Genomic DNA, 20231 nt, shown 5'->3' with positions numbered 1-20231 from the left:
GGGCAAGAGCGATACAGCGGAACGCTAGACCCCCACCTCCTTCATCGACACAGCCTTGTCCGCCAGCTTCTCCACATCCACCGCCCTGCGCTCGCCGATCAGCTTCTTGCCCATCATGAACTCGGGCGGGGCGTTGATGGCCTCGACCGCCTGAACCTTGTCGCCTGACAGGTGGAAGACGGCGAAGCTGGCCGTCGCGGGGTCGCCGCGGACGATGATGCGGTCGCTGTCGAACGGATAGCCGGCGATCTGGAGCTTGAGGTCGTACTGGTCCGACCATTGCCAGGGCGTTTCGCCGGCGGGGGCGGGGCGGCTGGTGATGGCGGCGGCGGCCTGCTTGGCCTGTTCCAGGGCGTTGGGGACGCTCTCCATGCGGAACAGGCGGTCGTAGATCGGCATGGGGCGGCGGGTCACGTCGCCGATGGCGAAGATGGCGGGGTCGGAGGTGCGAGCCTCCAGATCGACGAGGATGCCGCCCTGGACCTCCAGCCCGGCGATGAGGGCCAGCTCGTCGTTGGGGATGGCGCCCACGCCGATGACGGCCGCGTCGCAGACGATGGTGCGGCCGTCGGCCAGGGTCACGCCCGAGACGCGCGGTCCGTCGCCGATGAAGCCGGTCACGTCGGCGGCCAGTTCGAAGCGGACGCCGCGATCCTCGTGATAGGTCTGGAAGAAGGTCGACAGGACATCGCAGGCGACGCGGGCCAGCAAGCGCGGCTCCCGCTCGAGCACCACGACCTCAGCCCCCAGGGCGCGGGCGGAGGCGGCGACTTCCAGCCCGACATAGCCGCCGCCGACGACGGCCAGGGTGCGGCCCTCGCCGAGCTGGGCCTTGATCGCCTCGGCGTCGGCGGCGGTGCGCAGGACGTGGACGCCGGTCAGGTCAGCGCCGGGGACGTCGAGCCTACGGGCCCGCGCGCCGGTCGCCACGATCAGGTGGTCGTAGGCGAGGCTCGACCCGTCCGACAGGCTGACCGACTGGTGAGTGCGGTCGATGCCGTTCGCCTCGACGCCGAGGCGCAGGTCGATGCCGTGCTCGGCGTAGAATTCCAGCGGGCGCAGGGCGAGGCTGTCGCCATCCGCCTCTCCCTTCAGCCAGGCCTTGGACAGGGGCGGGCGCTGATAGGGGATCAGCGGCTCCTCGCCGATCAGGACGATAGGTTTGTCATAGCCGTACTGGCGCAGCAGGGCGGCGGCGGTGCCGCCCGCATGGCCCGCGCCGACGATGACGACGCCTCGATCCGGAACAGTCATGGGCATCTCCTACAGTTCGTCGACGGCGCCGTCATCGTCCTCGGCCTCGCGTCGCAGCCAGGCGACGAAGGTGCGGGCCTCATCGCGGCCGCCGTTGCGCCGGGTCAGGACGTGATAGGCCATGTCGGTGGCCAGGTAGCCGTCGGCGAACGGCGTGACCAGCCGCCCCGAGGCCAGGTCGGCGGCGACGAAGGCGCGGGGCGCCAGGGCCACGCCGCGGCCGTTGGCGGCGTCCTCGATCGCGAAGGCGGTCTGGTCGTAGCGGGAGCCGGCGGAGGCGTCGACGCCGGTCACGCCGCGGGTCTTCAGCCAGGCCTTCCAATCGGGACGCGGCTCCTCGACCTGCCCGTTGCCGACATGGATCAGGGTGTGATCGGCCAGATCGGCGGGCTTTCGCAGCGGCCGCTTGCCGGTGAGGAGCGCGGGGCTGCAGACAGGAATGACGCCGGCCTCCAGCAGGACCTCGGACCGCACGCCCGGATAGCCGCCCGTGCCATAGCGGACGGCGACGTCGACCCGACCCCCGGCGACATCGGCCAGCTGCATGTCGGCGGAGACCCAGACCTCGATCTCCGGGTGATCGGCCGAGAACCGCACCATGCGCGGCGCCAGCCAGCGGGCGGCGAAGGACGGCGGCACGCTGACGGCCAGGGACCGACGCCCGGCCGGGCCATAGACGATGTCGGCCGCCCGCTTCAGCTGTTCGAACGCGTCGCGCAGGACCGGCAGGAGCCGGACGCCGAGTTCGGTCAGGGCCACCGCCCCGCCTTCGCGGCGGAACAAGGGAGCCCCGGCATGATCCTCCAGCACCTTGATCTGCTGGCTGACGGCGCCGGGCGTGACGCCGAGTTCCTTGGCCGCCAGCGAGATGCTCAGCCGCCGGGCCGCGGCCTCGAACGCCTTCAGCGCATTGAGCGGCGGCAGACGGCGGGCGTCGGTGTCGGAAGCGCTCACGCCCCCTCCAGCCAGCCGGGAACCTCAAAGCCCTTCGAGCGGAGGAAGGCGGGGTTGTAGATCTTGCCCGCATAGCGCTGGCCGTGGTCGCACAGCAGGGTCGCGATCGTGTGGCCCGGCCCCATCTCGCGCGCCAGGCGCATGGCCCCGGCGATGTTGACGCCGCTGGACGGACCCAGGGTCAGGCCCTCGTCCCTGGCCAGTGCGAAGACGATCGACAGGGCCTCGGCATCCTCGATGCGGAAGGCGTGATCGATCGCCAGGCCTTCCAGATTGCCGGTGATGCGGTTGACGCCGATGCCCTCGGTCACCGACGATCCTTCGGCCTTCAGCACGCCTTCGGTGAACCAGCTGAACAGGGCGGCGCCGGGCGGATCGGCCAGGGCGATGCGGATGGCGGGGTTGCGGGACTTCAACGCTTCCGACACCCCGGCCAGGGTCCCGCCCGATCCCGCCGCCGAGACGAAGCCGTCGATCCGCCCGCCGGTCTGGTCCCAGATCTCGCGGCCGGTGGTTTCGACATGGGCGCGGCGGTTGGCCGTATTGTCGAACTGATCCGCGTACCAGGCGCCATGCGGTTCGCTGTCGTTCAGCTCGGCGGCGAGGCGGCGCGAGAAATGGACGAAATGGTTGGGGCTGGCGAAGGGCGCGGGATCGACCTCGATCAGCCTGGCGCCGTGCAGGCGGACGGCCTGTTTCTTTTCCTCGGTCTGGCTGCGCGGCATGACGATGACGACCGGGTGGCCGAGCGCGGCGCCGACCAGGGCCAGGCCGATGCCGGTATTGCCCGCCGTGCCTTCGACGATGGTCCCGCCGGGTCGCAGCGCGCCGGACGCCTTTGCATCCAGGATCAGGCCGCGCGCCGTGCGGTCCTTCACCGATCCGCCGGGATTGAGAAACTCTGCCTTGCCCAGGATCTCGCAACCCGTCGCCTCGGACGCGGCGCGCAGGCGGATCATCGGCGTGGAGCCGATCAGGGACAGAACGTCGGGCGAAATCGGCACGGGGCGGCGCCTCCATCTTTTGTGGGCCGCTTTTAGAAACTCTTTGATCGCACGGGAAGGATGGTTTGCCGTGATGACCGCGCTGAAAAGCCCCGCTAGTGTCCCGCCCGACCCTTTTCCAGGCCCGGAGTTTCCGATGAAGATGCGATTGATGCGCCATGTGGCGCCCGCCGTGCTGATGCTGTTCGCATCGCCGGCTCTGGCCCAGACCGCCGGTGGGGCCCAGGCTCCAGGCGCTCTGACGTATCAACAGCCGCCGGCGCCGATAGCCGACATCCTGGATGCCCGCCCGACGCCGGCCGCCAGCGTCAGCCCGGACCAGAAGACCCTGGCCCTGTTCCAGCGCTCCAACCTGCCGACGATCGCCGAACTGGCCGAGCCGATGCTGCGTCTGGGCGGCTACCGGATCAATCCGCGCAACAACGGACCGGCCAACAGCCGCATCGCCTGGGTCACGGGGCTCAGCTTCCAGTCGGTCGAAGGCGGACAGGCCCGGCCTGTCGCCCTGCCGGCCGGCGCGCGCATCACCGGCCAGACCTGGTCGCCGGACGGCAGGTCGGTCGCCTTCCTGATGGATCAGCCCGAAGGCCTCGCCCTGTGGGTCGCCGACGTCGCGACGGCCACGGCGCGCGAGGTCTTCGGCGCGCGGGTCAATGCCGCCACGGGTGCGGGCATGAGCTGGCTGCCCGACAGCTCGGGCCTTCTGGTCCGCGCGGTGCCCGCCGGTCGCGGAGCGGCGCCCGACGTCACGGTCGCACCGACCGGGCCTACAGTGGCCGAGACCAGCGGCGGCCGGGCCGCAGCGGTGCGCACCTATCAGGACCTTCTGGGCAACGCCGGAGACGAGGCCCTGTTCGACCACTACTTCACCGCGCAACTGACCGTCGTTCCGCTGAGCGGCGCGGCCCGCACCATCGGCGAACCCCGCGTCATCCTGGGTGCCTCGGTGTCGCCGGACGGTCAGTATCTGCTGCAGACGACGGCCAAGCGGCCCTACTCCTACGTCGTGCCTGCGCGCCTTTTCCCGGGCGACGTGACCGTGACCGACATGACCGGCCGGGTCGTGCATGAGGTCGCCGAACTGCCGCTGCGCGACAACATCCCGCCGCCCTTCGACGCGGTCGAGACCGGCCCCCGCGCGGCCCAGTGGCGCGCCGACACCCCCGCCACCCTGGTCTGGGCCGAGGCTCAGGACGGCGGCGATCCGAGGACGCAGGCGGCGGTCCGCGACCGCGTCCTGATGCTCGACGCGCCCTTCACGGCCCAGCCGACCACCCTGATCGACCTGCCCGAACGCTATGCCGGCGTGACCTGGGGCCGCTCCGACGTCGCCGTGGTCGGGACCCAGTGGTTCAACACCCGCCACGAGACCCGCTCGGTCGTCGATCCGTCGAACCCGGGAACCGGCCGCGTCATCGTCGATCGTAACTATCAGGACCGCTACAACGACCCGGGCACGATCGCGACCGAGGCCAACGCCGCCGGGCGTCAGGTGATCGCCTTCACGCCCGACGGCTCGCGGGTCTTCGTCGAAGGCGACGGCGCCACGCGAGAGGGCGAGTATCCCTTCCTCGGCACGCTCGATCTGGCGACCGGTCAGACCGAGCGCATCTGGCAATCGGCCAGCGGCGAGTACGAGAGCGTCGTGGGCCTGCTGGACGAGGACGGTCGTCGTCTGGTGACCGTGCGCGAGAGCCGCACCGAACCCGCCAACCTGCGCATCCGCGATCTGGACGGCGACGTGACGCCGCTGACCAATTTCCCCGATCCCGCGCCACAGCTGGCCGGGGTGACCCAGCAGCTGATCACCTACACCCGCGACGACGGGGTGCAGCTGTCGGGGACCCTGTATCTGCCCGCCGGCTACGACAAGGACCGCGACGGTCCTCTGCCTCTGGTCATGTGGGCCTATCCCGCGGAGTTCACCGACGCCGCCGTGGCCGGTCAGGTCGTCGATACCGCCAACCGCTTCGTGCGGCCCGGCGGGTCCAGCCACCTGTTCCTGCTGACCCAGGGCTATGCCGTGCTGGACGACCCCTCCATGCCGATCGTCGGCGCGGACGGGGCCGAGCCGAACGACACCTACATCCAGCAGCTCAGCGCCTCGGCCAAGGCGGCGGTCGATGCGGTGGTCGAGATGGGCGTGGCGGAACGCGGCCGGATCGCCGTCGGCGGCCACAGCTACGGCGCCTTCATGACCGCCAACCTCCTGGCCCACACCGACCTGTTCGCGACCGGCATCGCCCGCTCGGGTGCCTATAACCGGACCCTGACGCCGTTCGGTTTCCAGGCCGAGCAGCGGACCTATTGGCAGGCGCCGGAGACCTATAACGCCATGTCGCCCTTCGCCTATGCCGACAAGATCAACGAGCCCATCCTGCTGATCCACGGCGAGGCGGACGACAACCAGGGCACCTTCCCGATCCAGTCGGAACGCTTCTATGCGGCGCTGAAGGGCAATGGCGCGACGGTCCGCTACGTGGTCCTGCCGCTGGAGGCCCACGGCTATCGCGCACGGGAATCCGTCGGTCACACCCTGTGGGAGATGACCCGCTGGCTCGATCAGACGATCAAGAGCCCGACCGCTCCGGCAGCCGGTTCCCACTAGGTCCGATCGATCTCCGGCGGGTAACTTTTACCCGCCGGAGGCGACGGTGCGAAACCGACATCTGCGAATTTATTCCGCGATCTGCCTTGCACCCGGAGCAGATCCTCCCATCTGACGCGTGTGGTCTTTGACAGGTCTCATCGTCTCCCCATCGGAACCGACGCGACTCTGTCGACTCTGTAGAGTCTATTTTCGGAGTCGCGCGGCAAGTCCGGTCTAGCGACGCGTGAGCCGTGCTCGCAGGGACCGGACCCAGCCGCCGATGTCCCTGTTCCGCTCGAGCCACCACAGGCCTGACAGCACCACCAGAAGTCCCGCAAACCACGGCCAGGGCGAACCGGGGGCTTGGGAGGTCGAAGCCGGCGCCGCCCGCGTGGGCGCCGTCCCCGCCAGCGCCAGGGTCGCCGACCGATCGGCGGCCAAAACCAGCGACGGGGCCGCATCGGCAGGCTGCACATAGAAGGGCGTCTGGCGGTCCTCGCCGTCGCGGATGACGTGCCAGCCCGGTTGCTCCGGCCAGAAGGCGGCGCAGGCGCGGTCGCCGGTCGCCGGGTCGATCCGCAGGCCGTGGGCGCGGCCGTCCTGGCCCAGGACGTTCGCCTCGCCGTCGAGCCGGCACAGGGCGATCCGTTGGCCGGCGCGGGCCATGCCCAGGACCTCGGCCCGGCTGTCATCCCCGGCGCGCCCGATCTCCGAGAACAGCGCGCTCCACATCTCGCCATAGCGATCCGGGCGTCCGATCAGGACTAGGGCATAGCTGTCGGTCACCGTCCAGACCCCCACCCGACCACGCCCGCGCGTGCGCCAGCTGGCCAGGGCGTTTCCGTCGGCGTCACGGAGCAAGGCGACGGCACCGGAGCCTTCGTCGGTCAGGTCGCGGCGGGCCAATTCAGGCAGGGCGTCGGCCTCCTCGAGATCGGCGGGAACGTCGGTATCGACAGCGGCCTGCTCCGGCGGATCCAGCCGGAAGGGCACGGCCTCGTCGCCGCCCGTCAGCCTGGCTCCCAGCCCCGCCCAGTCGCGACGCGTCGCGGCCGAAAGCGGGCCGGTCGGACGGAGCAACAGCCCCATGCCGCCATTGACGGCCGCCGTCAGGGCCGCGCGTTGCCCTCCGCTCAGCGCCTCCCAGCGACGGTCGTCGAGCACGACCAGGTCGAGGTCGCCGAACGTGGTGGCGGTCAGCGGCAGGGGCGGATCGCCGAGCTGGATCCCGCCGCCGATGTCGATATCGACGCTCAGTTCGATCCCGGAATCCTCGGCCCAGCGCTGCAGGTATTTGGTCTCCGCGCCCGGCGCTCCGGCCAGCACCAGGACACGGGGCGGGGTCTGGACCACGGTCTCGACCGGCACGGCGATCTGCTCGATCACGACGTCCGACGGATCGCGCAGCCGCAGGGTGAACAAGGCCAGACCGGGCGCGCGGGTGGCGGCCGTCAGCGCAAACCGCTCTCCGGCGACGATGCGGGCGGTGTCCACGACCTCGTCGGCAGGATCGATCAGTTCGACGCTCCCGGCGGCGACCGACCCCACCTGTCCGCCGACCACGAAGGTCGCGCCGGGGGCGGTCGGCTCGGGGATGGACAGGTCGGTGAAGCTGCGCGGCAGGGGCGGCGCCGCGAACGCGACCGGCACAGGCAGGGGCGACTGGTCGCGCGGCGTCAGACCCTGCCCGAGGATCCGGATGCGCGCCGGGGTCGGATAGCGGCGCAGGGCCGTGGCGAGGTCGGGAACGCGGGTCGCGCCGGGGATCGGCCCGGCCTCGGGCAATGCCACCAGGACATCACCCGACGCGGTCGGGATCGTTCCGGGACTTCCCGCCGTGGCGACGATCAGCGTCCCGGTGCGCACGATCGACGCGGGCGGGTTCAGGGTCAGCCACAGCAGCGCACCCGCCAGGACATTGAGCCCGATCAGCGCGGCGGTCCGCCAGCGCGGTCCCCGGGTCTCGGCCCTCCTGTGCCACAAAATCAGGCGCACGATGCTCAGGATCACCGCCGCGACGATGACCAGGGCCGTCCAGAAGGTGGGGCTGGCGAGGTTCATCGCAGGGCGTCCAGATAGCGCTCACCGCGGGCCCGGGGGGCCTCGCGACGGCCGGGCGCGGGGGCCGGGCGCTGCAGGGCGGTCCACAACAGGGCGCGCAGGCGACGGCGGCAGGCGAGGCAGGCGGGCTCGTTGCGCACCGTGTCGATGGCGGCGCGCAGGGCCAGCGGGTCGGCGAGGCGGCCGCCGTTCTCGCGCGCCCAGCGGTCGAGAGCGCCCAGGGCGAGCGGCGCCGCGCTGGAGCCCGGCCGTTCCTCGAGCGCCCGCCAGGCGTCGGCGGCCACGGCGTCGGCGGCGGGGCGGTCCGGCCGTTCGGGGTCGCGCGCCACGATCCCCTCGCGCTCGCCGGTCAGACGCCGCGAGAAGTCCACCGGCGGCAGGTCCGATCCGACCCGGCCGAGGAAGATACGCGTCGCCTGCTGGGCCTCCTTCAGCAGTTCCAGCGCCTCGTTGGCGTGGGGCAGGGCCTGCTCCGGTCGTCCCTGACGCAGCTCGCGTTCGGAGGCCCACATGGCGTCGAGCGCGCGGGCGAGGGCCGAGCGCGTGCGGGGTTCGAACACGGTCGCCACGTCCCGGTCGTCGTGGGCGTGACCGAACTCGTGCAGCACATCGACCTCGGCCCCCATGGCCCCTCCGGCCGGTTCGTCGGCGTGGTCCTCGCCCTCATGGTCGTCGTGATCGTCATGGGCGGCGGGGCGGGCGGGCGCGGGATCATCGGCGGTCGGCAAGGCGGGCCGAGCCGGTTCGTCGGCGGTGGGCAGGGCGATGCTGCCGCCGCTCGAACCGCCGCCCTCCGCTTCTTCGCCCATGAACTGGCCGTAGCGGAGGCGCAGCACGGCCTGTTCCTCGCCGATGACGTTGGAGGCGTCCATGAAAGGATCGCCCGTCAGGGTGCGGCGACGCGCGATCAGAGCCTCGGCATTGATGATGATCTGGCGCTGGCTGGCGAAATAGGCGGGCATGACGCGCATCGCCATGCCGTCCAGCCCCTCGGCCATTGCGAGGTTGGTGGGCCAACGCAGGATGACGCTGGGGCCCTCGACCGTGTGGCGCTCGGGGTTGCGGTTGTCGGTGACCACCAGCTGGACGATCAGGTCGCTGCCCGCCGCCATGCCTTCGCGCGCAAGGTTCAGCGCGGTCGAGAACCGCATCTGTTTCGCCGAGCCTTGGCCACGCACTGGCATGGTGCGCTGTTCGAAGGTGATGTTCTCACCGTCGCCCTTGGTGACGGTGATGCGCAGGGTCCCGGTCTCGATGACGCCGTAGTCGTCGCTGGCCTCGAACACCGGGGTCCAGGTCGTCTGACCGGGGGTCAGCTGGATCAGCTGGCTTTGCGGCTCGACCAGACGGACGACGGGCTCGGCGTCCGCGACGGCGTCCAGGCGGTTGAGGCGCTGCTGGGCCAGACCCGGCGCCTCGATCCGGTAGAGCAGGGGCCGATCAACGATCCGGGCGCCGGTCCAGCGGGCGCCGTCACGGATCAGGGAGACGGGCGTGTTCTCCGGGAACTCCAGACCGGCGGAGCTGGGCTGAGGCGCGAAGTCGATCAGCCATTCGACGCGGGAGCCCTCGGGCACGCGGGCGTCGAGCGCCGTCTGCTCGCGCACGGGCAGGCCGGTGTAGGCGGGCGGGGTGATGCGCAGACGGGCGCCGGTCAGGACGGGAGGATTGGCGGCGGTGGCGGGACGGGCGGCGGCGGCTGACCTGGTGTCGGCTCCGTTCGAGGCCGGCCAGAACAGGATGACGGCGATCAGGATGACGGCCGCGCCCCAGGCGACGGCGATGGGCCGCTGGGACCAGCCGGGGCGGAGGTCGACGGCTGCGGCCTCGTGCACCCGGCTTTCGAGGCGGTCGCGCTGGAGGGCGGCGAGCCCCGCGAGGTCGGCGCGGTCCCGGAACAGCAGATTGGTCGAGTCCTCGAAGCGGGGGATGCGGGCATCGAGTTCGCCGATCAGCCAACGGAGGTCGAAGCGGCGCGAACGCCAGACGGCGACGGCGGCGAGGACGATCAGACCGAGGACGGCGACGACGACTGCGCCGGTCCCGCCGGACAGGCGCCAGCCGAGGGCCACGACGACGAGGACGGCGGGCAGGCCGAGGGCGGCCGTGTCCAGACCGGCGCGGGTGCGGGCCGCGCTCTGGTGGTTCAGCAGGACGGGCGCGGCGGTCATGGCGCGACCGCCCTCTGGCGACGGGTGGCCAGATACCGCTCACCGGCGAAGACCAGGGCGATCAGCAAGGCCAGCCAGGGCCGCAGGTCGAGCGGCGGCTGATCGTAGGGGGCCGCGCCGGTCAGGGGCGCGTGGTCGGCGGCGGCGACGCGGGCGGGCGCGGGGGGCGGGTCGAGCATGGCCGCGAGCACGTCCGGGAAGCCGGGCTCGACCAGCTGCGGGATGGCGGCAGGCTCCAGCGCGCGGGTCAAGCGGATGACCCGACCGCGTCCGAGGCGACCGGCGACGGCGAGGGGCTCGCCCGCCGTGCCGCGCCAGACGGGGACGGTCTCGCCCTCGACGGGGATGCGGGCTTCGAGCGCGGTCAGGATGACGCCGCCGTCACGGACCCAGGTTTCGACGGGCGCCGGGACGGGGCCGGCCCCGAGCCAGATCAGGTGGCGGGCGCTGCCGGGCACGGCGCGATCGATCGGCTCGGCGTCGAAGTCGGGCGTGGCGTCGGCGGGCGTCCAGGCCGCAACGGCAGCGCGGAAATAGCGGACGGCGTCCTCGGCTTCCGGGGCAGAGCGGACGGTCAGGGCGATGGGGCGAGGCGCGGGGACGCGGCGGGCGGGGACCCCGGCTCCGATGGTCCATTCGACGCGGCGGGACAGTCGGGGGCGTTCGGCGTCGACACCGTCCAGGGTCGCGGGAACGACCAGCTTGACCGGTGCCCCCGGCGGCAGTTCGGCGTCGAGCTGGCGGATCAGGCTGACCACATCATCGGGTGCGGCGGGGCCAATGGCACCGTGCTCAGGGAAGCCGGGCACCAGCCAGACGACGCGGTCGCCCTTCTCCGTGGCGGCGGCGATGGTTGCGGCGTCGGAGCCGGGCGCAATGGCGACGACGGGACGATCGTCGGCGGCATTCCACAGCACCGGTGCGGCCAGCCACAGGGCGATCAGCGTAAGCAGAATCAGGCGGGCGGCGAGCAGCAGCCGCTCGTCGATCATCAGGCTGCGACGCGGCTTGGGCGCGGCGTCGAGCCAGCGCAGGGCGGCGAAGTCGACGGTGCGGCTCTCGGTGCGGCGCGCGATGTGGATGACGACCGGAATCGCCAGGGCCAGAAGCGCGGCGAGGCCGGCGGGGAGGAGAAGGGCCGGGCTCATCAGCGACCGGTCGGGCGGAACAGGGTACGGATCGGAATGTCCGGGCTCTCGTCGATGAAGTGCTCCACGTGGCGAATGCCGCGCGATTCGAGGCGGGCGGCGAGGGCTGCGCGGGCGGCGGCGAAACGGGCGATGAAGTCGGCGCGCAGGGCGCGGCCGTCGCCGAACAGTTCGGCGCCCGTCTCCGGATCGTGGAAGCGGTAGCCCTGCTCGAAGGGGAAGTCGCGCTCGTCGCCCGTCAGGATCTGGATCAGGCAGATGTCGCGGCCCGAGGCAGCGAGGCGTTCGGCGGTGGCGATACAGCCCTCGTCGAAGCCGTCGGTGAGGACGACGATGATGTCGCGCGCGCCCATCTGCTCGCCGAACACGCCGACGTCGCGGGTCCAGTCGGCGGCGCCCGAGGCCTTCAGCGGAGCGAGGCTCATCAGGACCCGGTCGCGGTGACGGCCGCCCGAGCCGGGCGACAGGACCATGGGACCGCTGGCGCTCTCGACAACCAGCCCGAACCGGTCGCCTTGATAGAGGGCGATTTCCATCAGGCTGGCGGTCAGGCGGCGGGCGGCGTCGAAACGGGACCAGTCGGGGCGGGCGATGTCGACCTGGGCCATGGAGGCGCTGGCGTCGAGGACGATCCAGATGGCGACCGGGCTCTCGCGCTCGGCGTCGCGGACGAAGAATTTGTCCGACCGGGCGTAGAGCTTCCAGTCGATGGCTCTGAGGTCGTCGCCGCGCTCATAGGCGCGGTACTGGGCGAACTCGAGCCCGCCGCCCTTGTTGCGGCTGTCGTGCATCCCGGACGCCGACAGCACCGCCGCGCGACGCGGGACGATGGACAGGCGGCGTAGCCGGCTGCGCAACTCCGGGGGCAGGTCGAGCGGCGACATGCCTGATCAGTCGGGCTTGGGCGCGGGCAGGGCGGCGACCAGGGCGGCGACGACGTCGTCGGCCGTCTTGCGTTCCGCCTCGGCGGCGAAGGACAGCAGGATGCGGTGACGCAGGACCGGGGCCGCCAAGGCGACGACGTCCTCGCGCGTCGCGGCGAGACGGCCGTGCAGCAGGGCGCGCGCCTTGGCGGCCAGGACCAGGGCCTGACCCGCGCGCGGACCGGCACCCCAGCGGACGTAGTCCTGAACCGCCTTGGGAGCTTCGGCCGAGGGGCGGGTGGCGCGGACCAGATCGGTGATCCAGGTCAGCAGGGCCTCGCCGACATAGACGTCGCGCACCCATTTCTGCAGGGCGACGATGTCCTCGCCGACCATGACCTGGGGCACGGCGCCGATGCCTGAGCCCGTCGTCGCGACCAGGATGGCGCGCTCTTCCTCGGCCGTAGGATAGCCGACGCGGATGTTGAGCAGGAAGCGGTCAAGCTGGGCTTCGGGGAGGGGGTATGTGCCGGCCTGTTCGAGCGGGTTCTGGGTCGCCAAGACGAAGAAGGGCTCGTTCAGCTTGTGGGTCACGCCGGCGTAGGAGACCGTGTGCTCCTGCATGGCTTCGAGCAAGGCGGCCTGCGTCTTGGGCGGGGTGCGGTTCAGCTCGTCGGCGAGGAACAGGTTGGTGAAGACCGGGCCCGGCTGGAAACGGAAAGATCGATGGCCGGTGCCGTGATCCTCCTCCAGCACCTCGGTGCCCAAGATGTCCGACGGCATTAGGTCGGGGGTGAACTGTACCCTGCGGAACTCCAGATGCAGGGCCTGACCCAGCGTGCGGACCAGAAGCGTCTTGCCGAGGCCGGGCACGCCCTCGATCAGGCAGTGGCCGCCGGCGAGGAGGCCGATCAGCAGTTGTTCGACGACCTCGTTCTGGCCGACGATGGCCTGGCCGATGGCGGCCTTGAGCTTGCCGAGCTGGGCCAGCCTGGCGTCGATCTCGGATTGGGTGGGCGTGGTCATAGAAGTTCCGGGGAGGAGGGTAAGCGGGTCACGCTGTCAGGGCGTAGAGGATGATGTTGACCGCGAACTTGGTGTTGTCCTCGGCCAGGAAGCGCTTGTTGCGCCAGTCGTAGTCCCACTCGCAGCCGTAATCCTTGTTGGAATACAGGACGCCGAGCCGGCCATCGATCTCGATGCCCTTGAGGTAGTCGTGGATGAGGTCGTCGCCCCAGCCGTTCAGTTCAAAACTGGTCGCGGGCGGGCCGTCCTCGAACTCGAAGAAGCTCGAATAGATTCCGTGGTCGTTGGGCAGTTTCTTCAGGGCGTCGGTGCCGAAGATCGAGGCCATCTGACGCTCGAACGAGGTGGCGAACAGGCCGTCGATGTCGTGGTTGCAGTCGTCCACGAAGACGAAGCCGCCATTTCGCACATAGCGTTCGAAGTTGCGCGCCTCGGCCGCGTTGAACTCCACCAGCTTGTGGCCGGCGAGGTAGCAGAAGGGGGCGGTCAGCATGGCCGGATCGGCCAGGGCTACGATCCTCTCTTCGGGATCGACCCGCAGGTTGGTGTAGTCGACCAGGGACGTCAGGATGTTGGCCGGCATCCTCTGATCCACATCCCAGTCGCCGGAATCGTAGCGCAGGCGGGTGAACCAGAAATCATAGGTCGCCTGCGCGTCGGCGGCGCGAGGGAGGCCTGCAAGCAGGGCTCCCAGCGCGCCGCCGGTCAGCAGTCGAAGGGCCTCGGCGCGTGTCATACTCGAACTCGACACACGCTCTCCTAAGTCAGACGGCGTCGGACAGGGAGGTGAAGGTGAAGTCGCGCAGACGCATCGGCGGGATCATCATGGCCAGGCTGCTCTCGTCGCCCGCCACACGAACCGGACGCCCCAGCTCATCGATGTTGTTGAGCATGATCACCGGCGACTCGTTGAAGCGGAAGTTCTTCAGCGGATACTTCAGCTCGCCGTTCTCGATGTAGAAGGTGCCGTCGCGGGTCAGGCCGGTCAGCAGCACCGTCTGCGGGTCCACCATCCGGATGTACCAGGTGCGCGTCACCAGGATGCCGCGCTCGGTCTCGCGAACCAGGTCCGAGATCGACTTGGTGCCGCCCGACATGATCAGGTTGCCCGGGGTGGCGTTGGCGGTCTTGCCCTGTTTCTCGGCCCAGTAGCGGCCGTAGTTCAGGTTGGTGACCACGCCGTCCTTGACGAACTCCATCCGCTCGCGCGGCAGGCCGTCACCGTCCCACGGCAGGACCGGGGCTTCGTCGTGCCACGGGTCGGCCGTGAAGGTGACGCGCGGGTCGAAGACCTGTTCGCCGATCTTGTTGCCGCCGCCGGCCTTGGACAGGAAGCTGCGGCCTTCATCGGCCTGACGGGCGCCGAAGAAGTTGAACATGAAGGAGATCAGGCCGGCGGCCGCGACGGGCTCCAGGATGACAGTGTATTTGCCGGGCTCCAGGGCCTGAGCCTCGGAAGAGGCCGAGGCCTTGCGCATGGCGATCTGGATGTCGCTGTCGACGTTGAAGTCGCCGGCGTCCTTCAGGCTGCGCCCGACCCAGCCGGAGCCACGACCGTCTTCGGTGCGCACCGTGCAGGTGTAGTTCAGGCTTGTCGCGCGCTGGTAGCCGAAGTTCCCGTTCGAGTTGGCGAAGGCGGTGAAGCCCTTGCTGTCGTTCAGGAAGCCGGCCGCGATCAGGTTCTGCGACTTGCAGGGATCGATCGAGGCGCGGGCGATCTCGGCCCGGTTCTCCGGCGTGATCGCGGCGGTGGCGGCGTTGTAGGTGTCGGTGGCGCGATAGGTCTGCTTCTGGACCGCCGGGACGAACTCGGGGTTCTCAGGGGCCAGTTTGGCCAGGTCCTCGGCGCGCTTGACGACGCGGGCGAGGGCCTCGTCCGAGAACTCGTTGATCGTGGCCGTCCCGACCCGTTTGCCGAACGCGACCTGGACGCCGAGCTCGACGTCGGAGACCACGCCCGAGGTGGACACGTTGTTGAGGGCGAAGCGGATGTTGCCCTCGGTGCCGCCGCCCAGCTGGGCGGTGCATTCGTCGGCGGTCGACAGTGCGATCACCTTGTCGAGGATGGTCTTGGCCTCGGCTTCCGTCATGATGGTCATTGGATTTTTCCCCGAGGTCCGATCAACCGAGCGAACGCGCGGTGTTGATGACGTTGATGCCGTCGAAGCGGGTCGTCGACGAGCCGTGGCTGACGGCCGAGACCTGGCTCGGCTGGCCCTTGCCGTCGAAGAACGAGCCGAACATGCGGTAGTCGCTCTCGTCGCAGATGGCCGAGCAGGCGTTCCAGAACTCCGGCGTGCGCATCTGGTAGGCGACGTCTTCGAGCGGCCGGGTGATCTCGCCGTTCTTGATTTCGTAGAAGAGCGTGCCGCCGAACTGGGCGTTATAGCGCTGCTGGTCGATCGAGAACGAGCCGCGACCCAGGATGTAGATCCCGTTTTCGACGTTCGAGATCATGTCGTCGACCTTCATCGGCGTCGTGCCCGGCTTCAGCGAGACGTTGGCCATCCGCTGGAACTGAACCGTCGACCAGCTGTCGGCGTAGGAGCAGCCATCCGAGGCGGTCTTGCCGAGGATGTGCGCCTGATCGCGCGTGGCCTGATAATCGACCAGCTTGCCGGCCTCGATCAGGTTCCATTCCTTGCACTGAACGCCTTCGTCGTCATAGCCGACGGCGCCCAGCGACCCGACCTGGGTCTTGTCGGCGAACAGGTTGACGATGTCCGAGCCGTACTGGAAGCGGCTCTCGCGCTTGTCGAGGGTGGCGAAGGAGGTGCCGGCGTAGTTGGCCTCGTAGCCCAGGACGCGGTCCAGCTCGAGCGGGTGACCGACCGATTCGTGGATGGTCAGGCCGAGGTGGTTCGGATCCAGAACCAGGTCGTAGGAGCCGGGGCGGACAGAGGTGGCCGTCAGCTTCTCGCGCGCCTGTTCGGCGGCGGCGACGGCGTCCTTGGTCATGTCATAGGACATGCCGTAACTGACCACGCCGTTGGAGGCGACGATCTGGTCGGCGGCGTTGCCGTCCAGATATTCGTAGCCCAGACCCATCGGGGCCGAGAGGCCGTCGCGGGTGCGGAACTTGCCGGTCGTCTGGTCGATGGCCGTGACCGTGAACGGCGCCCAGATGCGGTGCACGTCCTGGTCGATGTACGACCCGTCCGAGCTGGCGAAATACTTCTGCTCGTTCACGAGGAAGAGCTGGGAATTGACGAAGTTGGCGCCCGCGTTCATCGCCGCGGCGTTGACGCCCAGCAGAAGTTCGACCTTCTCGGCGATCGGCACTTCCATGGCGTTGCGACGGATCGGCGTCTTCCAGGCGATCTCGCCTACGCCGCGCGTCGGGGCCAGCTGGACCGGCTGGGTCTGGTTCTTGGCGTTGGCCTTGGCGATGGCGACGGCGAGGCGAGCCGCCTCGGCCACGGCTTCAGGCGTCATGGTGTTGGTGGCCGAGAAGCCCCAGGCGCCGTCGGCGATCACGCGCACGCCCGTGCCGGTCGATTCGGTGTTGACGATGTTCTGGACGTTGGCTTCGCGTGTGATCACGAACTGGCGCATGTAGCGGCCCACGCGAACGTCGCAGTAGGTGGCACCGGCGGCCGCTGCCGCGCTGAGGCCTGCATCCGCCAGACGCTTCTTGACCGCGATCTCGATCGTCTCGGTCAGTTGCGACGCGGCGATCGCCTGTCCGGCGAACCCGGGCAACAGAAGCCCCCCCGCGCCAATGCCGCACGCGGCGAGGAATGAACGTCTATCCAAGGCTTCTCTCCACCGAAGGGCCTGTCGCGAGGGCGATCAGGCGGGGTGAGCGGGCATCGCATGGAGCCCCCTCGTCACGCGGGCGGCATCTTTGACAGGCGGATGACACAGGTCAAACCCTGGGCGCCGTTCTGGCCGATCATTACGAACTCTTAACGCCGGCTTCAGTGTCGGCGGGGCTTTCAGACTGCAGGGTCAAACGGTCGCAGCGGCGCCAGCGGCGCGAACTCGCCCTCGGTTCGCGCCATGCGGGCCTGAATCGCGGCCATGACGTCGGCGGGGCTCCAGAGCGAACCCTGCATCACCGCGATCCATTCCAGTCCTTCGGCGACAGTGTGGTCGCGGGCGTGGTTCAGAGCGGCCTTTGAACCGGAGACGGCCAGCGGCGCCTTCGATGCGATCGCCCGGGCCATGTCGAGGGCGGCAGCCACGACCGCTTCGGCATCGGGGTGGATAGCGTTGACCAGACCCAACCGCTCGGCCCGCTCGACACCCAGGGTGGCGCCCGTGAATGCCAGCTCTCGCACCACGCCTGCGGGCATCAGCTTGGGCAGGCGCTGAAGGCTTCCGATATCGGCCATCATGCCGATGTTGATCTCCTCGATGCGGAAGTAGGCGTCGGCGCTGGCCAGCCGGATGTCGCAGGCGGCAATCAGGTCGAGGCCGCCGCCGACGCAGGCCCCCTGAATCGCGGCGATGACCGGGAAGCGCACCTTCTCCAGCGTGGTCAGGGTGTCCTGCAGATCGCGCGCCGTCTGGTGGAAGGCCTGGCGGTCGCTGGCCTTGTCGGCGTTCAGGATCGCCCCGTCCGAGAAGATCGAGATGTCCATCCCCGCGCAGAAGTTCCTGCCTTCGCCGGAGATCACCAGGGCGCGGACCTGGCCCGACGCATCGAGCGCCTTCAGCTCGGGACCGAAGCGGCGCCAGAAGTCCATGTCCATGGCGTTGGACGCCTGGGGCCGGGTGAAACGCAGGTGGGCGACCGGACCGTCGCGGGTGATCTCGAAGCTGGGCATGGATCAGGCGTCTTTCACATTGGAACGACAGGTCATCAGCAGGGCTTCCGGCCGATGTCCCCGATGCGTGCAGCGACCATGACACATGCGGCCGTGTCGCCAAGTCCCGGATGGGCCTTGCGCGACTCCAAAATAGACTCGACAGAGTCGCGCACGATCGTGGCTCAAGACGGCGGCGGACTTGTCAAAGACCGGCGCGGAAGATGGCGACGCCGTGGACGGCCGCAAGAACCAGGAATGAATAAATTCGTACGGGAGCGACGGCAGGCATCCGGGGCCGGCCTACCAGTTGAACATCGTCCCGTCTTCGAGGCGGTTCACCGGCAGGTAGGCCCGGCGATAGGGATGTTCGGCGGCCAGCGCCTCGTCCAGATCGACGCCGAGGCCCGGCGCGTCGCCGGGGTGCAGCATTCCGCCTTCGAAGCCGTATTCGTGCGGGAAGACGGCGTCGGTCTCAGCCGTATGACGCATGTATTCCTGCAGGCCGAAGTTCGGGATCGACATGCCGAAATGGAGCGCCGCCGCCATCGTCACCGGGGACAGGTCGGTGGCGCCATGACAGCCGGTCCTGACATGGTGCAGATCGGCGAGCGCCGCGATCCGCCGCAGGTGGGTGATGCCGCCGGCGTGGACCACGGTCGCCCGCACGAAGTCGATCAGACCCTCTTCGATCAGGGTCTTGCAGTCCCAGATGTTCGAGAAGATTTCGCCGACGGCCAGCGGCGTGGTGGTGTGCTGGCGGATGGTGCGGAAGGCGGCCTGGTTCTCGGCCGGGACGGCGTCTTCAAGCCAGAAGGGGCGGTAGGGCTCCAGATCCTTGCCGAGCCGCCCGGCTTCGATCGGGGTAAGGCGGTGGTGGACATCGTGCAGAAGATGCACGTCCCAGCCGAGCGCCTCACGCGCGGCGGCGAACAGTTCGGGCACCGTCTTCATGTAGCGCTCGGTCGACCAGACATTCTCGGTCGGCAGGTCGGCGTCGGCCGGCTCGTAGAACATCTTGTCGTGCGACACGCCGTAGGTGCTCTTCAGCCCCGGCACGCCGGACTGGAGCCGGATCGCGCGATATCCCAGTTCGCGGTAGCGCAGGGCCTCGGCCACCGTCTCTTCGATGTTGGAGCCGTTGGCGTGGCCGTAGACGGTGACCCCGTCGCGACAGGCGCCGCCAAGCAGCTGGTACAGCGGCAGGCCCGCGATCTTGGCCTTGATGTCCCACAGGGCGACGTCGACGGCGGCGATGGCGGTCATGCCGACCGGCCCGCCGCGCCAGTAGGCCCCGCGATAGAGGAACTGCCACATGTCCTCGATCCGGTGCGCGTCCTTGCCGATCAGCAGGGGCACGATGTGTTCTTCGAGATAGGCGACCACGGCCAGCTCACGCCCGTTCAGCGTCGCATCGCCCAGGCCATAGGTCCCGTCGGCGGTGGTGATCTTCAGGGTGACGAAGTTGCGGCCGGGGCAGGTCACGACGACGCGGGCGTCGGTGATCGTCGCCGTGGCGCGAGCGGTGCGCGGCGAAGTCGGGGGGACGGCGGCGAGGGAACGGTCGATCATCGGATACTCGAAAGCAGGGGAGCGGATCGGACGCACTGGTCTGACCCGGACAAGGACACTAGAACGAAAGCGGCATGACCACATCGACCGCAGACACCCGCAAACTCTATCAGCAGGTCGCGACCTCGGTCGCCGCCGGGATCGCCGCAGGGCAGTACACCGTCGGGGCGCGGCTCCCGTCCGAACGGGACCTGGCCGAAGAGTTCGGCGTCAGTCGTCCGACAGTGCGCGAAGCCATGATCGCGCTGGAAATCCGCGGCCTGGTCGAGGCGCGTCCGGGGTCGGGCATCTATGTGACGGAAGCGCCGGCGACGGGGCCTGCGCCGGAACTGGATATCGGCGCCTTCGAACTGACCGAGGCGCGGCGCCTGTTCGAGGGCGAAGCCTGTGCGCTCGCCGCCAGCGCCATCACCGATGACGAATTGGCCGAGCTGGAAGTCATCCTGGCCCAGATGGTCGGCGAGAACACCCTGGCCTCGCCGATCGGCGAACAGGCGGACCGGACCTTCCACCGGACCATCGCCCAGGCGACCCGCAACTCCGCCATCGTCATGGTGGTCGAGAACCTGTGGGACCTGCGCTACCGCTCGCCCCTGTGCGCGGCCATGCTGGCCCGCGCGCGTCAGGTTGGGGTTCGTCCCCTGATCGAGGATCACCGCGAGATACTGGACGCCCTGATCGCGCGCGATCCGAAGGCGGCCCGCGCCGCGATGCACAGCCATCTGGGACGCGTGATCGAGGGCCTGCTGACGGCGACCGAGATGGACGCCCTGGAACGCACCCGCTCCGACGTCGCGGCGCGGCGCCAGGAAATGGCCCGCCGCTCGGCGATCTGAT

At 69.6% G+C, this 20231-nt stretch carries 15 protein-coding genes; 2 read left to right on the top strand and 13 right to left on the bottom strand.

Annotated features, from left to right (window positions below; translation table 11 throughout):
* Positions 1-24: 24 nt before the first annotated feature.
* Genes ACW171_RS08520 through ACW171_RS08510 form a run of 3 tightly spaced genes read right to left on the bottom strand, consistent with a single transcriptional unit; the run spans position 25 to position 3212 of the window.
* A complete protein-coding gene (locus ACW171_RS08520) occupies positions 25-1254 on the bottom strand; it encodes an NAD(P)/FAD-dependent oxidoreductase (RefSeq protein WP_492092747.1) in 1230 nt (409 codons plus the stop codon).
* Positions 1255-1263: 9 nt separating this feature from the next.
* Positions 1264-2208, bottom strand: a complete 945-nt coding sequence (gene gcvA / locus ACW171_RS08515; protein WP_492092746.1) for a transcriptional regulator GcvA — start codon at positions 2206-2208, stop codon at positions 1264-1266.
* The gene (locus ACW171_RS08510; RefSeq protein ID WP_492092745.1) at positions 2205-3212 is read right to left on the bottom strand and encodes a cysteine synthase A; all 1008 of its coding nucleotides are present in this window, start codon (positions 3210-3212) and stop codon (positions 2205-2207) included. The genes gcvA and ACW171_RS08510 overlap by 4 nt, the downstream gene beginning before the upstream one ends.
* A 136-nt stretch (positions 3213-3348) precedes the next feature.
* Between ACW171_RS08510 and ACW171_RS08505 the strand changes: the two genes are divergently transcribed.
* On the top strand, positions 3349-5820 hold the full coding sequence (locus tag ACW171_RS08505; RefSeq protein WP_492092744.1) for an alpha/beta hydrolase family protein: 2472 nt from the start codon (positions 3349-3351) through the stop codon (positions 5818-5820).
* Between the two features lie 216 nt (positions 5821-6036).
* Here ACW171_RS08505 and ACW171_RS08500 read toward each other — a convergent pair whose 3' ends face one another.
* From ACW171_RS08500 to manD, 10 genes are all read right to left on the bottom strand, one after another.
* Positions 6037-7863 (bottom strand): hypothetical protein, encoded by a 1827-nt coding sequence (locus ACW171_RS08500; protein WP_492092743.1) that lies wholly within the window; start codon positions 7861-7863, stop codon positions 6037-6039.
* Positions 7860-10034: a DUF4175 family protein gene (locus ACW171_RS08495; RefSeq protein ID WP_492092742.1), complete on the bottom strand. Its 2175-nt coding sequence runs from the start codon at positions 10032-10034 to the stop codon at positions 7860-7862. The genes ACW171_RS08500 and ACW171_RS08495 overlap by 4 nt, the downstream gene beginning before the upstream one ends.
* On the bottom strand, positions 10031-11182 hold the full coding sequence (locus ACW171_RS08490; RefSeq protein WP_492092741.1) for a BatA domain-containing protein: 1152 nt from the start codon (positions 11180-11182) through the stop codon (positions 10031-10033). The genes ACW171_RS08495 and ACW171_RS08490 overlap by 4 nt, the downstream gene beginning before the upstream one ends.
* Positions 11182-12066, bottom strand: coding sequence for a DUF58 domain-containing protein (locus ACW171_RS08485; protein ID WP_492092740.1), 885 nt, complete (start codon positions 12064-12066; stop codon positions 11182-11184). Before ACW171_RS08485 ends, ACW171_RS08490 begins: the two co-directional genes overlap by 1 nt.
* 6 nt (positions 12067-12072) lie before the next feature.
* Complete coding sequence (locus ACW171_RS08480; protein ID WP_492092739.1) at positions 12073-13071, bottom strand: AAA family ATPase; 999 nt, start codon at positions 13069-13071, stop codon at positions 12073-12075.
* A 28-nt stretch (positions 13072-13099) separates the two neighbouring features.
* Positions 13100-13807 carry a DUF4159 domain-containing protein gene (locus ACW171_RS08475; protein ID WP_492092738.1) on the bottom strand — a complete coding sequence of 236 codons (708 nt, stop codon included), beginning with the start codon at positions 13805-13807 and terminating at the stop codon, positions 13100-13102.
* 28 nt (positions 13808-13835) lie between these two features.
* Complete coding sequence (locus tag ACW171_RS08470) at positions 13836-15170, bottom strand: TldD/PmbA family protein (RefSeq protein WP_492092737.1); 1335 nt, start codon at positions 15168-15170, stop codon at positions 13836-13838.
* Between the two features lie 22 nt (positions 15171-15192).
* Complete coding sequence (locus ACW171_RS08465; protein WP_492092736.1) at positions 15193-16827, bottom strand: TldD/PmbA family protein; 1635 nt, start codon at positions 16825-16827, stop codon at positions 15193-15195.
* A gap of 182 nt (positions 16828-17009) precedes the next feature.
* Complete coding sequence (locus ACW171_RS08460) at positions 17010-17843, bottom strand: enoyl-CoA hydratase-related protein (protein ID WP_492092735.1); 834 nt, start codon at positions 17841-17843, stop codon at positions 17010-17012.
* A gap of 282 nt (positions 17844-18125) precedes the next feature.
* Positions 18126-19394, bottom strand: a complete 1269-nt coding sequence (manD, locus tag ACW171_RS08455) for a D-mannonate dehydratase ManD (RefSeq protein ID WP_492092734.1) — start codon at positions 19392-19394, stop codon at positions 18126-18128.
* A 74-nt stretch (positions 19395-19468) separates the two neighbouring features.
* On the opposite strand from manD, the gene ACW171_RS08450 reads away from it, so the two are divergent.
* The gene (locus ACW171_RS08450) at positions 19469-20230 is read left to right on the top strand and encodes a FadR/GntR family transcriptional regulator (protein ID WP_492092733.1); all 762 of its coding nucleotides are present in this window, start codon (positions 19469-19471) and stop codon (positions 20228-20230) included.
* The last annotated feature ends 1 nt before the right edge of the window (position 20231 follow it).

This window comes from Brevundimonas sp. FV1ye28 (genome assembly GCF_058681135.1).
This window is presented reverse-complemented; position numbering and strand designations above follow the sequence as displayed.